Source organism: Escherichia sp. E3659 (assembly GCF_005781135.1).
Classification (GTDB): domain Bacteria; phylum Pseudomonadota; class Gammaproteobacteria; order Enterobacterales; family Enterobacteriaceae; genus Escherichia.
In genome coordinates, this window is the sequence record NZ_VATQ01000025.1 from 1 (window position 1) to 14010 (window position 14010).

Sequence of the window (14010 nt, forward strand, 5' to 3'; positions counted from 1 at the left end):
AGTCTCGTTTCCCGCTCCAAATTCTTCTCCCAATAAAATATCCACAGCGACGCGATGCGTTATTGCTGGTTTTTGTTGCCTCTGACAAACTCTTGTAAACAGAGTTATCCACAGGTCCGGGTTGTAATCTTAATTTCAGAAAAACTTCGCACGGTGAATAGTAATTTTTTAACCTGTTGATATATAAGTTGAAAATTAAGATTGTATTTTGTCGTATCGATCACTTGACGATGATATTCGTCTTGAATTGCAATGCGTTTTTATTTTTATTCACAAGCTGTGGATGAATCAGGCGTCACGTGGTAGTCCCTTTTCAATTACACGAACCAGACGCTGTTTTTTCGGCAATTGCACTTCGACCACGCACGCATTTCGTCTCTCGATTTGCTGCGCAATCGCCCACGCTATATGCTCATCAAGAAGTGGGTGCTCACCTTTACGACTTTCCAGCGCCGTCAGAATCGCTTCATCCCAGGGCGCATTGCCTAATGCTACGGCGATATTACGCAGCCAACGCAGGTGGCCTATACGGCGAATCGCCGATCCTTCCGTGACTTTTAAGAATTTCTCTTCGCTCCATGCAAAAAGCTCAATGAGTTCCGGTGCGTGTAGTGATTTGCGCGGGCTGAAATCGTCTTCAGTTGTCAGTTGTGAATAGCGATTCCACGGACAAATAAGCTGACAGTCATCACAGCCGTAAATACGGTTTCCCATTAACGGTCGCAACTCTTCCGGGATAGCCCCTTCCAGCTCAATCGTCAGATAAGAAATACAACGGCGAGCATCGACGGTATATGGCTCGACGATGGCGCCGGTCGGGCAAATCGTCATACAGGCCACGCATTTACCGCATCCTTCCTCGACCGGTTGATCCACGGGCAGAGGAATATCGACCAGCAATTCACCTAAAAAGAAGAACGAACCGGCCTCGCGATTGAGGATAAGTGAGTGCTTACCTGTCCAGCCAAGTCCAGCTTTTTCAGCTAACGGGCGCTCGAGAATAGGCGCAGAATCGACAAACGGTCTAAAATTCAGCGAAACACAATGTTGCTGAATCATCTCGCCCAGCTTTTTGAGTCTGTTGCGCAGAAGCTTGTGATAGTCACGGCCCAGCGCATAACGGCTAACATAGCCGAGTTTGGGATTTTTCAGCGTGCTGGCAAATGCGGCGTTGGCAGGAAGATAATTCATCCGCACGCTGATCACGCGCAGCGTACCGGGCAATAACTCGTGGGGGCGGGCGCGCAGCATACCGTGACGCGCCATCCAGTCCATTTCGCCGTGGTATTGTTTGTCCAGCCATGCTTGCAGTTTGGGCTCGGACTCGCTGAGATCGGTATCGGTAATACCCACCTGCTGGAAGCCCAGTTCCAGCCCCCACTGTTTAATTTTTTGCGCTAACTGATTGAGATCGAGGGGCTCTGACATGACGGACCATACAATGAAGAAAAACCCCGTAAGTATACCACACACCGTCTGGCACGCCGACGATATCCGCCGCGGAGAACGTGAGGCGGCAGATGCGCTGGGGCTCACTCTCTATGAGCTGATGCTTCGCGCTGGCGAAGCCGCATTCCAGGTGTGTCGTTCGGCTTATCCTGACGCCCACCACTGGCTGGTGCTGTGCGGTCATGGTAATAACGGCGGCGATGGCTACGTGGTCGCGCGGCTGGCCAAAGCGGTCGGCATTGAGGTCACGTTGCTGGCTCAGGAAAGTAACAAACCGTTACCGGAAGAGGCCGCGCTGGCACGCGAAGCATGGTTAAACGCGGGAGGCGAGATCCATGCTTCGAATATTGTCTGGCCCGAATCGGTAGATCTGATTGTTGATGCACTGCTCGGCACCGGAATGCAGCAAGCGCCGCGCGAATCCATTAGCCTGTTAATCGACCACGCTAATTCCCATCCTGCGCCAATTGTGGCGGTTGATATCCCTTCCGGCCTGTTGGCGGAAACCGGCGCCACGCCAGGTGCGGTGATCAACGCCGATCACACCATCACCTTTATTGCGCTGAAACCTGGTTTGCTCACCGGGAAAGCGCGGGATGTTACCGGGCAACTGCATTTTGACTCGCTGGGGCTGGATAGCTGGCTGGCAGGTCAGGAGACGAAAATTCAGCGGTTTTCTGCTGAACAACTTTCTTACTGGCTGAAACCGCGTCGGCCGACTTCGCATAAAGGCGATCACGGGCGGCTGGTGATTATTGGTGGCGATCACGGCACGGCGGGGGCGATTCGTATGACGGGGGAAGCGGCGCTGCGTGCTGGCGCTGGTTTGGTCAGAGTGCTGACCCGCAGTGAAAACATTGCGCCGCTGCTGACTGCACGACCGGAATTGATGGTGCATGAACTGACTATGGACTCTCTTACCGAAAGCCTGGAATGGGCCGATGTGGTGGTGATTGGTCCCGGTCTGGGCCAGCAAGAGTGGGGGAAAAAAGCCCTGCAAAAAGTTGAGAATTTTCGCAAACCGATGTTGTGGGATGCCGATGCATTGAACCTGCTGGCAATCAATCCCGATAAGCGTCACAATCGCGTGATCACGCCGCATCCTGGCGAGGCCGCGCGGTTGTTGGGCTGTTCCGTAGCAGAAATTGAAAGTGACCGCTTACATTGCGCCCAACGTCTGGTACAACGTTATGGCGGCGTAGCGGTGCTGAAAGGTGCCGGAACCGTGGTCGCCGCCCATCCTGACGCTTTAGGCATTATTGATGTCGGAAATGCAGGCATGGCGAGCGGCGGCATGGGCGATGTGCTCTCTGGTATTATTGGCGCATTGCTTGGGCAAAAACTGTCGCCGTATGATGCAGCCTGTGCAGGCTGTGTCGCACACGGCGCGGCAGCTGACGTACTGGCGGCGCGTTTTGGTACGCGCGGGATGCTGGCAACCGATCTCTTTTCCACGCTACAGCGTATTGTTAACCCGGAAGTGACTGATAAAAACCATGATGAATCGAGTAATTCCGCTCCCTGATGAGCAGGCAACATTAGACCTGGGCGAGCGGGTAGCGAAAGCCTGCGATGGCGCAACCGTAATCTATCTGTATGGCGATTTAGGCGCAGGTAAAACCACCTTTAGCCGGGGCTTTTTACAGGCTCTGGGTCATCAGGGTAATGTCAAAAGCCCCACTTATACGCTGGTCGAACCCTATACGCTCGACAACATAATGGTTTATCACTTTGATTTGTACCGCCTTGCCGATCCCGAGGAACTGGAGTTTATGGGGATCCGCGATTATTTTGCCAACGATGCCATCTGCCTGGTGGAGTGGCCACAACAAGGTACAGGTGTTCTTCCTGACCCGGATGTCGAAATACACATTGATTATCAGGCACAAGGCCGTGAGGCGCGCGTGAGTGCGGTTTCCTCTGCGGGTGAATTGTTGCTGGCGCGTTTAGCCGGTTAACCTTTGAAAGGTGGCGGGATGATGTATCGCATCAGAAATTGGTTGGTTGCGACGTTGGTGCTGCTGTGCGCGCAGGCTGGCGCCGCGACGCTCTCTGATATTCAGGTTTCTAACGGCAACCAACAGGCGCGGATAACGTTGAGTTTTATTGGCGAGCCTGACTATGCGTTTAGCCATCAAAGCAAACGCACCGTGGCGCTCGATATCAAACAAACGGGCGTGATTCAGGGGCTGCCGTTGTTGTTCAGCGGTAATAATCTGGTGAAGGCAATTCGCTCTGGAACGCCTAAAGATGCACAAACGTTGCGGCTGGTGGTCGATCTTACCGAAAACGGTAAAACCGAAGCGGTGAAGCGGCAGAATGGCAGCAATTACACCGTCGTCTTTACGATTAACGCCGATGTGCCGCCACCGCCTCCTCCACCGCCAGTGGTTGCGAAACGCGTTGAAACGCCTGCGGTTGTCGCACCGCGCGTTAGCGAACCGGCGCGCAATCCGTTTAAAACAGAAAGCAACCGTACCACGGGTGTTATCAGCAGCAATACGGTAACGCGTCCGGCAGCGCGCGCGACGGCTAACACTGGCGATAAAATTGTCATCGCTATTGATGCTGGACACGGCGGTCAGGACCCTGGCGCTATCGGCCCTGGTGGTACACGGGAGAAAAATGTCACCATCGCCATTGCGCGTAAATTACGTACCTTGCTCAATAACGATCCGATGTTTAAGGGCGTTTTAACCCGTGACGGGGATTACTTTATCTCGGTGATGGGGCGCAGTGATGTGGCACGTAAGCAAAACGCCAATTTCCTTGTGTCGATTCATGCCGATGCCGCACCAAACCGTAGTGCCACCGGTGCCTCTGTATGGGTGCTCTCAAACCGTCGCGCCAACAGCGAAATGGCAAGCTGGCTGGAACAGCATGAGAAGCAGTCGGAGCTGCTGGGCGGGGCGGGTGATGTGCTGGCGAACAGTCAGGCCGACCCGTACCTAAGCCAGGCGGTGCTGGATTTACAATTCGGTCATTCCCAGCGGGTAGGGTATGATGTGGCGACCAATATGATCAGTCAGTTGCAACGCATTGGCGAAATTCATAAACGCCGACCAGAACACGCCAGTCTCGGCGTTCTGCGTTCGCCGGATATCCCGTCAGTACTGGTCGAAACTGGTTTTATCAGCAATAACAGCGAAGAACGTTTGCTGGCGAGCGACGATTACCAACAACAACTGGCAGAAGCCATTTACAACGGCCTGCGCAATTACTTCCTTGCGCATCCAATGCAGTCTGCGCCGCAGGGTGCAACGGCACAAACTGCCAGTACGGTGACGACGCCAGATCGCACGCTGCCAAACTAAGGATTATTGATGCCAATTCAGGTCTTACCGCCACAACTGGCGAACCAGATTGCCGCAGGTGAGGTGGTCGAGCGACCTGCGTCGGTAGTCAAAGAACTGGTGGAAAACAGCCTCGATGCGGGGGCGACGCGTATCGATATTGATATCGAACGCGGTGGGGCGAAACTTATCCGCATTCGTGATAACGGCTGCGGTATCAAAAAAGATGAGCTGGCGCTGGCACTCGCGCGTCATGCCACCAGTAAAATCGCCTCTCTGGACGATCTCGAAGCTATTATCAGCCTGGGCTTTCGCGGTGAGGCGCTGGCGAGTATCAGTTCGGTTTCCCGTCTGACGCTCACTTCGCGTACTGCGGAGCAGCAGGAGGCCTGGCAGGCTTATGCCGAAGGCCGCGATATGGACGTGACGGTTAAACCGGCGGCGCATCCGGTGGGTACGACGCTGGAAGTGCTGGACCTGTTCTACAACACCCCGGCGCGGCGCAAATTCTTGCGCACCGAGAAAACCGAATTTAACCATATCGATGAAATCATCCGCCGCATTGCGCTGGCGCGTTTCGACGTCACTATCAACTTGTCGCATAACGGAAAAATCGTACGTCAGTACCGCGCAGTGCCGGAAGGCGGGCAAAAAGAGCGGCGCTTAGGCGCGATTTGCGGCACCGCTTTTCTCGAACATGCGCTGGCGATCGAATGGCAACACGGCGATCTCACGCTGCGTGGCTGGGTGGCTGATCCGAATCACATCACGCCCGCACTGGCGGAAATTCAGTATTGCTACGTAAATGGGCGCATGATGCGCGATCGCCTGATTAATCACGCGATCCGCCAGGCCTGCGAAGACAAACTGGGCGCCGATCAGCAACCGGCGTTTGTGCTATATCTGGAGATCGACCCGCATCAGGTGGACGTCAACGTCCATCCGGCAAAGCACGAAGTGCGCTTTCATCAGTCGCGTCTGGTGCATGACTTTATCTATCAGGGCGTGCTGAGCGTGCTGCAACAGCAGCTGGAGACGCCTTTGCCGTTGGAAGATAACGCCCAGTCAGCACCGCGCCATATACCCGAAAACCGCGTGGCAGCAGGGCGTAATCACTTTGCTGAACCGGCAGTTCGTGAGCCAGTGGCTCCGCGTTACTCTCCGTCTTCATCTCCTGCGCCTGCAACAAGTAGCGGTAGCCGTCAGGCTGCCCCGTGGCCGAACGCGCAACCGGGCTACCAGAAACAGCAAGGCGAAGTGTATCGCCAGCTGTTGCAAACGCCTGCAGCGATGCACAAACCAAAAGTGCAAGAATCGCAGGAACTTACGCTGGCTGCGAATGGTCAAAGCTTTGGTCGGGTGCTGACTATCGTCCATTCGGACTGTGCGCTACTGGAACGTGACGGCAATATTTCACTTTTAGCCCTGCCGGTGGCGGAACGCTGGTTACGTCAGGCGCAGTTAACGCCGGGAGATGCGCCGGTCTGCGCTCAGCCGCTGCTTATTCCGCTGCGGCTAAAAGTCTCTGGTGAAGAAAGATCGGCCTTAGAAAAAGCGCAGTCAGCACTGGCGGAATTGGGTATTGAATTTCAGTCCGATGCGCAGCATGTGACCATCAGGGCCGTGCCTTTACCCTTACGCCAACAAAATTTACAAATCTTGATTCCTGAACTGATAGGCTACCTGGCGAAGCAGTCCGTATTCGAACCTGGCAATATTGCGCAGTGGATTGCACGAAATCTGATGAGCGAACATGCGCAGTGGTCAATGGCACAGGCCATTACCCTGCTGACGGATGTAGAACGGTTATGTCCGCAGCTTGTGAAAACGCCGCCGGGTGGTCTGTTACAATCTGTTGATTTACATCCGGCGATAAAAGCCCTGAAAGATGAGTGATATCAGTAAGGCGAGCCTGCCTAAGGCGATTTTTTTAATGGGGCCGACGGCCTCCGGTAAAACGGCGTTAGCTATTGAGCTGCGTAAAATTTTACCAGTAGAGTTGATAAGCGTTGATTCTGCCCTTATTTACAAAGGGATGGATATCGGGACGGCGAAGCCGAACGCTGAAGAATTACTCGCTGCGCCGCACCGATTGCTGGATATTCGCGATCCGTCGCAGGCTTATTCGGCCGCTGATTTTCGCCGCGATGCGCTGGCGGAGATGGCCGATATCACGGCGGCGGGGCGGATCCCACTGTTAGTGGGCGGTACGATGTTGTATTTCAAGGCATTGCTGGAAGGGTTGTCGCCGCTACCGTCGGCGGACCCGGAAGTACGGGCCAGAATTGAGCAACAGGCGGCAGAGCAAGGTTGGGAGTCATTGCATCGTCAACTTCAGGAGATCGATCCGGTTGCGGCAGCAAGGATTCATCCAAATGATCCACAAAGGCTTTCCCGAGCACTGGAAGTTTTTTTCATTTCGGGTAAAACTTTAACGGAACTGACGCAAACGTCAGGAGACGCTCTACCGTATCAGGTGCATCAGTTCGCCATCGCCCCGGCGAGCCGTGAACTGCTCCATCAACGAATTGAGCAGCGTTTTCATCAGATGTTGGCTTCAGGTTTTGAAGCAGAAGTCCGGGCGCTTTTTGCCCGAGGAGATTTGCATACGGATTTGCCTTCCATTCGTTGCGTGGGTTATCGCCAGATGTGGTCTTACCTTGAAGGCGAAATCTCATACGATGAAATGGTTTATCGAGGTGTTTGCGCCACGAGACAGTTGGCGAAGCGGCAGATAACCTGGCTGCGTGGTTGGGAAGGGGTTCACTGGCTTGACAGTGAAAAACCAGAACAGGCGCGTGACGAAGTATTACAGGTTGTTGGTGCTATCGCAGGCTGAATGTGTACAATTGAGACGTATCGTGCGCAATTTTTTCAGAATCGAAAGGTTCAAAGTACAAATAAGCATATAAGGAAAAGAGAGAATGGCTAAGGGGCAATCTTTACAAGATCCGTTCCTGAACGCACTGCGTCGGGAACGTGTTCCAGTTTCTATTTATTTGGTGAATGGTATTAAGCTGCAAGGACAAATCGAGTCTTTTGATCAGTTCGTGATCCTGTTGAAAAACACGGTCAGCCAGATGGTTTATAAGCACGCGATTTCTACTGTTGTCCCGTCTCGCCCGGTTTCTCATCACAGTAACAACGCCGGTGGCGGTACCAGCAGTAACTACCATCATGGTAGCAGCGCGCAGAATACTTCCGCGCAACAGGACAGCGAAGAAACCGAATAAGGTTTCGGGCTGTTTTTTTTACACGGGGAGCCAGCGATCCTGCGTTCCCCGCTGATCTATTTAGAGGGTTATACGCTTGTTTGACCGTTATGATGCTGGTGAGCAGGCGGTACTGGTACACATCTATTTTACGCAAGACAAAGATATGGAAGACCTCCAGGAGTTTGAATCTCTGGTTTCTTCCGCCGGTGTCGAAGCATTGCAGGTGATTACCGGTAGCCGTAAAGCGCCGCACCCAAAGTATTTTGTAGGTGAAGGTAAAGCAGTTGAAATTGCGGAAGCCGTAAAAGCGACGGGTGCTTCGGTCGTTCTTTTTGACCATGCCCTGAGCCCGGCGCAGGAGCGTAACCTGGAGCGTTTGTGCGAGTGTCGTGTTATCGACCGCACCGGCCTTATTTTAGATATTTTCGCCCAACGTGCGCGTACCCATGAGGGTAAGTTGCAGGTTGAGCTGGCGCAGCTGCGCCATCTGGCTACGCGCCTGGTGCGTGGCTGGACCCACCTTGAAAGACAGAAAGGCGGGATCGGTTTGCGTGGTCCGGGTGAAACCCAGCTCGAAACCGACCGTCGTTTGTTGCGTAATCGCATTGTACAGATACAGTCGCGCCTGGAAAGAGTTGAAAAGCAGCGTGAGCAGGGGCGGCAATCACGTATCAAAGCCGACGTCCCTACTGTTTCGCTGGTGGGATATACCAACGCCGGTAAATCTACCCTTTTCAATCGCATCACCGAAGCGCGGGTCTACGCGGCAGACCAGTTGTTTGCCACCCTCGACCCGACGTTGCGGCGTATTGACGTCGCGGATGTCGGTGAAACCGTGCTGGCAGATACCGTAGGGTTTATTCGCCATCTGCCGCACGATCTGGTGGCGGCGTTTAAAGCCACGTTGCAAGAGACGCGGCAAGCCACATTGCTGCTGCATGTGATTGATGCGGCGGATGTGCGTGTACAAGAAAACATCGAAGCGGTGAATACGGTTCTTGAAGAGATCGATGCTCACGAGATCCCAACTCTGCTGGTGATGAACAAGATCGATATGCTGGAAGATTTCGAACCGCGTATTGATCGGGACGAAGAGAACAAACCGATCCGTGTCTGGCTTTCCGCACAGACCGGAGCGGGGATACCACAGCTTTTTCAGGCTTTGACGGAGCGGCTTTCCGGCGAGGTGGCGCAGCATACATTGCGTCTGCCACCGCAGGAAGGGCGTCTGAGAAGTCGTTTTTATCAGCTTCAGGCAATAGAAAAAGAGTGGATGGAGGAAGACGGCAGCGTAAGTCTGCAAGTTCGTATGCCGATCGTTGACTGGCGTCGCCTCTGTAAACAAGAACCGACGTTGATCGATTACCTGATCTAACGGCGTAGCGTCTGAAGCGTGGAGTCATATCCTCTGGCGTCGAAAGACAACAGGGATCACCGCATAACAAATATGGAGCACAAACATGGCGTGGAATCAGCCCGGTAATAACGGACAAGACCGCGACCCGTGGGGAAGCAGCAAACCTGGCGGCAACTCTGAGGGAAATGGAAACAAAGGCGGTCGCGATCAAGGGCCACCTGATTTAGATGATATCTTCCGCAAACTGAGCAAAAAGCTCGGTGGTCTGGGCGGCGGTAAAGGCACCGGATCTGGCGGTGGCAGTTCATCGCAAGGCCCGCGCCCGCAGCTTGGCGGTCGTGTCGTTACCATCGCAGCGGCAGCGATTGTCATTATCTGGGCGGCCAGTGGTTTCTACACCATTAAAGAAGCCGAACGCGGCGTGGTAACACGCTTTGGCAAATTCAGCCATCTGGTTGAGCCGGGTCTGAACTGGAAACCGACGTTTATCGACGAAGTCAAACCGGTGAACGTGGAAGCCGTGCGTGAACTGGCCGCTTCTGGTGTGATGCTGACGTCGGACGAGAACGTGGTGCGCGTTGAGATGAACGTGCAGTACCGCGTCACTAATCCGGAAAAATACCTGTATAGCGTGACCAGCCCGGATGACAGCCTGCGTCAGGCTACCGACAGCGCCCTGCGTGGGGTTATCGGTAAATACACTATGGACCGCATTCTGACGGAAGGTCGTACCGTGATTCGTAGCGATACTCAGCGCGAACTGGAAGAGACTATCCGCCCGTATGACATGGGTATCACGCTGCTGGACGTCAACTTCCAGGCTGCTCGTCCGCCGGAAGAAGTAAAAGCGGCGTTTGATGATGCGATTGCCGCGCGTGAAAACGAACAGCAATACATTCGTGAAGCAGAAGCGTATACCAACGAAGTTCAGCCGCGTGCGAACGGTCAGGCGCAACGTATCCTCGAAGAGGCGCGTGCGTACAAGGCCCAGACCATCCTGGAAGCTCAGGGTGAAGTGGCGCGCTTTGCTAAACTTCTGCCGGAATATAAAGCCGCGCCGGAAATTACTCGCGAGCGTCTGTATATCGAGACGATGGAAAAAGTGTTGGGTAACACCCGCAAAGTGCTGGTTAACGATAAAGGTGGCAACCTGATGGTTCTGCCGTTAGACCAGATGCTGAAAGGTGGTAACGCCCCTGCGGCGAAGAGCGATAACGGTGCCAGCAATCTGCTGCGTCTGCCGCCAGCCTCTTCCTCCACAACCAGTGGAGCAAGCAACACGTCGTCCACCAGTCAGGGCGATATTATGGACCAACGCCGCGCCAACGCGCAGCGTAACGACTACCAGCGTCAGGGGGAATAACGATGCGTAAGTCAGTTATCGCGATTATCATCATCGTGCTGGTAGTGCTTTACATGTCTGTCTTTGTCGTCAAAGAAGGTGAGCGCGGTATTACGCTGCGTTTTGGTAAGGTACTGCGTGACGATGACAACAAACCTCTGGTTTATGAGCCGGGTCTGCATTTCAAGATACCGTTCATTGAAACGGTGAAAATGCTCGACGCACGTATTCAGACCATGGACAACCAGGCCGACCGCTTTGTGACCAAAGAGAAGAAAGACCTGATCGTCGACTCTTACATCAAATGGCGCATCAGCGATTTCAGCCGTTACTACCTGGCAACGGGCGGTGGCGACATTTCGCAAGCGGAAGTGCTGTTGAAACGTAAGTTCTCTGACCGTCTGCGTTCTGAAATTGGTCGCCTGGACGTGAAAGACATCGTCACCGATTCCCGTGGTCGTCTGACCCTGGAAGTGCGTGACGCGCTGAACTCTGGTTCTGCGGGTACAGAAGATGAAGTTACTACCCCGGCAGCAGATAACGCCATTGCCGAAGCGGCAGAGCGCGTAACTGCTGAGACGAAGGGCAAAGTTCCGGTCATCAACCCGAACAGTATGGCGGCGCTGGGTATTGAAGTTGTCGATGTGCGTATCAAGCAGATCAACCTGCCGACCGAAGTGTCTGAAGCGATCTACAACCGTATGCGCGCCGAGCGTGAAGCGGTAGCGCGTCGTCATCGTTCACAAGGTCAGGAAGAAGCGGAAAAACTGCGTGCGACTGCTGACTATGAAGTCACCAGAACGCTGGCAGAAGCCGAACGTCAGGGCCGTATCATGCGCGGTGAAGGTGATGCCGAAGCTGCCAAGCTGTTTGCAGACGCATTCAGCAAGGATCCAGACTTCTACGCGTTCATTCGTAGCCTGCGTGCTTATGAGAACAGCTTCTCTGGCAATCAGGACGTGATGGTCATGAGCCCGGACAGCGATTTCTTCCGCTATATGAAGACGCCGAGCTCCGCGACGCGTTAATATAACGACCGCGGTACAGGTCAATAAAGCCACCGCATCCTCAGGGATGTCGGTGGTTTTCTTTTTCTATAAGGATAATGAATGAATTCGACTATCTGGCTGGCGCTTGCCCTGGTTTTAGTGTTGGAAGGTTTAGGGCCGATGCTTTACCCGAAGGCATGGAAGAAGATGATCTCCGCAATGACTAATTTACCCGATAATATTTTACGTCGTTTTGGCGGTGGACTTGTGGTTGCGGGCGTTGTGGTCTACTACATGTTGAGGAAAACGATTGGCTGAGCAAAAAATAGGCTGACTAAGGTCATTTTTGGATGCAAAAAGTGCTGTAACTCTGAAAAAGCGATGGTAGAATCCATTTTTAAGCAAACGGTGATTTTGAAAAATGGGTAACAACGTCGTCGTACTGGGCACCCAATGGGGTGACGAAGGTAAAGGTAAGATCGTCGATCTTCTGACTGAACGGGCTAAATATGTTGTACGCTACCAGGGCGGTCACAACGCAGGCCATACTCTCGTAATCAACGGTGAAAAAACCGTTCTTCATCTTATTCCATCAGGTATTCTCCGCGAGAATGTAACCAGCATCATCGGTAACGGTGTTGTGCTGTCTCCGGCTGCGCTGATGAAAGAGATGAAAGAACTGGAAGACCGTGGCATCCCCGTTCGTGAGCGTCTGCTGCTGTCTGAAGCATGTCCGCTGATCCTTGATTATCACGTTGCGCTGGATAACGCGCGTGAGAAAGCGCGTGGCGCGAAAGCGATCGGCACCACCGGTCGTGGTATCGGGCCTGCTTATGAAGATAAAGTGGCACGTCGCGGTCTGCGTGTTGGCGACCTTTTCGACAAAGAAACCTTCGCTGAAAAACTGAAAGAAGTGATGGAATATCACAACTTCCAGTTGGTTAACTACTACAAAGTTGAAGCGGTTGATTACCAGAAAGTTCTGGATGATACGATGGCTGTTGCCGACATCCTGACTTCTATGGTGGTTGACGTTTCTGACCTGCTCGATCAGGCGCGTCAGCGTGGCGATTTCGTCATGTTCGAAGGTGCGCAGGGTACGCTGCTGGATATCGACCACGGTACTTATCCGTACGTAACTTCTTCCAACACCACTGCTGGTGGCGTGGCGACCGGTTCCGGCCTGGGCCCGCGTTATGTTGATTACGTTCTGGGTATCCTCAAAGCTTACTCCACTCGTGTAGGTGCAGGTCCGTTCCCGACCGAACTGTTTGATGAAACTGGCGAGTTCCTCTGCAAGCAGGGTAACGAATTCGGCGCAACTACGGGTCGTCGTCGTCGTACCGGCTGGCTGGATACTGTTGCCGTTCGTCGTGCGGTACAGCTGAACTCCCTGTCTGGCTTCTGCCTGACCAAACTGGACGTTCTGGATGGCCTGAAAGAGGTGAAACTCTGCGTGGCTTACCGTATGCCGGATGGTCGCGAAGTGAATACCACTCCGCTGGCAGCTGACGACTGGAAAGGTGTAGAGCCGATTTACGAAACCATGCCGGGCTGGTCTGAATCCACCTTCGGCGTGAAAGATCGTAGCGGCCTGCCGCAGGCGGCGCTGAACTACATCAAGCGCATTGAAGAGCTGACCGGTGTACCGATCGATATCATCTCTACTGGCCCGGATCGTACTGAAACCATGATTCTGCGCGACCCGTTCGACGCGTAATTCTGGGACGCCCGGCAGATATTTTGCCTGCTGGGCTAACAGTGTGATACATTGCTGTGTCGGGTAAGCCATTACGCTATCCGACACAGTGTTAAATCCTCGCTTTTTTCCTTCCCCAAACTGAAATAAATTAGCGACACAGCTTGTGGCTGGTTTATCATCAATATAAATGTATTTTTTCCCGATTTCCCTTTTTTGAGGTTGATGTGCAGTTAACGAGTTTCACTGATTACGGATTACGTGCGCTGATCTACATGGCATCATTGCCAGAAGGGCGGATGACCAGTATTTCTGAAGTGACTGACGTCTACGGCGTCTCCCGTAATCATATGGTCAAAATAATCAATCAACTTAGTCGTGCCGGCTACGTGACTGCTGTTCGTGGAAAAAATGGCGGCATTCGCCTGGGTAAACCGGCGAGTGCGATACGTATTGGTGATGTGGTGCGCGAGCTGGAACCTTTATCGCTGGTGAATTGCAGTAGTGAGTTTTGCCACATTACACCTGCCTGTCGGTTGAAACAGGCACTTTCTAAGGCCGTGCAAAGTTTTCTTACGGAACTGGATAACTACACGCTTGCCGATTTGGTTGAAGAGAATCAACCGCTTTATAAATTATTGCTGGTGGAGTGACGAAAATCTTCAT

The 14010-nt window shown here is 53.3% G+C and carries 14 protein-coding genes; 13 read left to right on the forward strand and 1 reads right to left on the reverse strand.

The window, feature by feature from the left end; all coding sequences use genetic code 11:
- The first annotated feature begins 252 nt into the window (after window positions 1-252).
- Window positions 253-306 carry a hypothetical protein gene (locus tag FEK47_RS16775; protein WP_100699686.1) on the forward strand — a complete coding sequence of 18 codons (54 nt, stop codon included), beginning with the start codon at window positions 253-255 and terminating at the stop codon, window positions 304-306.
- Here the strand turns inward: FEK47_RS16775 and queG are convergent.
- Complete coding sequence (queG, locus tag FEK47_RS16780) at window positions 289-1428, reverse strand: tRNA epoxyqueuosine(34) reductase QueG (protein ID WP_138183291.1); 1140 nt, start codon at window positions 1426-1428, stop codon at window positions 289-291. The genes FEK47_RS16775 and queG overlap by 18 nt on opposite strands.
- Here queG and nnr point away from each other — a divergent pair.
- From nnr to nsrR, 12 genes are all read left to right on the forward strand, one after another.
- A complete protein-coding gene (gene nnr / locus FEK47_RS16785) occupies window positions 1427-2974 on the forward strand; it encodes a bifunctional ADP-dependent NAD(P)H-hydrate dehydratase/NAD(P)H-hydrate epimerase (RefSeq protein ID WP_135486759.1) in 1548 nt (515 codons plus the stop codon). The two genes, queG and nnr, sit on opposite strands and share 2 nt — an antisense overlap.
- Entirely contained in the window at window positions 2946-3407 is a 462-nt protein-coding gene (tsaE, locus tag FEK47_RS16790; RefSeq protein ID WP_069913368.1) for a tRNA (adenosine(37)-N6)-threonylcarbamoyltransferase complex ATPase subunit type 1 TsaE, read from the forward strand. Before nnr ends, tsaE begins: the two co-directional genes overlap by 29 nt.
- A gap of 18 nt (window positions 3408-3425) precedes the next feature.
- Window positions 3426-4763 carry an N-acetylmuramoyl-L-alanine amidase AmiB gene (gene amiB, locus FEK47_RS16795; RefSeq protein ID WP_135486758.1) on the forward strand — a complete coding sequence of 446 codons (1338 nt, stop codon included), beginning with the start codon at window positions 3426-3428 and terminating at the stop codon, window positions 4761-4763.
- A 9-nt stretch (window positions 4764-4772) separates the two neighbouring features.
- A complete protein-coding gene (mutL, locus tag FEK47_RS16800) occupies window positions 4773-6638 on the forward strand; it encodes a DNA mismatch repair endonuclease MutL (protein WP_135486757.1) in 1866 nt (621 codons plus the stop codon).
- Entirely contained in the window at window positions 6631-7581 is a 951-nt protein-coding gene (gene miaA, locus FEK47_RS16805) for a tRNA (adenosine(37)-N6)-dimethylallyltransferase MiaA (RefSeq protein WP_001280339.1), read from the forward strand. Before mutL ends, miaA begins: the two co-directional genes overlap by 8 nt.
- An 85-nt stretch (window positions 7582-7666) precedes the next feature.
- On the forward strand, window positions 7667-7975 hold the full coding sequence (hfq, locus tag FEK47_RS16810; RefSeq protein ID WP_001051883.1) for an RNA chaperone Hfq: 309 nt from the start codon (window positions 7667-7669) through the stop codon (window positions 7973-7975).
- 76 nt (window positions 7976-8051) lie between these two features.
- Complete coding sequence (gene hflX, locus FEK47_RS16815) at window positions 8052-9332, forward strand: ribosome rescue GTPase HflX (protein WP_105290100.1); 1281 nt, start codon at window positions 8052-8054, stop codon at window positions 9330-9332.
- A gap of 85 nt (window positions 9333-9417) precedes the next feature.
- A complete protein-coding gene (hflK, locus tag FEK47_RS16820) occupies window positions 9418-10677 on the forward strand; it encodes an FtsH protease activity modulator HflK (RefSeq protein WP_000312488.1) in 1260 nt (419 codons plus the stop codon).
- Window positions 10678-10679: 2 nt separating this feature from the next.
- A complete protein-coding gene (hflC, locus tag FEK47_RS16825) occupies window positions 10680-11684 on the forward strand; it encodes a protease modulator HflC (RefSeq protein ID WP_001232411.1) in 1005 nt (334 codons plus the stop codon).
- Between the two features lie 81 nt (window positions 11685-11765).
- Window positions 11766-11963, forward strand: coding sequence for a DUF2065 domain-containing protein (locus FEK47_RS16830; protein WP_001089295.1), 198 nt, complete (start codon window positions 11766-11768; stop codon window positions 11961-11963).
- A gap of 103 nt (window positions 11964-12066) precedes the next feature.
- A complete protein-coding gene (gene purA, locus FEK47_RS16835) occupies window positions 12067-13365 on the forward strand; it encodes an adenylosuccinate synthase (RefSeq protein WP_135486756.1) in 1299 nt (432 codons plus the stop codon).
- 206 nt (window positions 13366-13571) lie between these two features.
- Complete coding sequence (gene nsrR, locus FEK47_RS16840; RefSeq protein WP_001177639.1) at window positions 13572-13997, forward strand: nitric oxide-sensing transcriptional repressor NsrR; 426 nt, start codon at window positions 13572-13574, stop codon at window positions 13995-13997.
- Window positions 13998-14010: the final 13 nt, after the last annotated feature.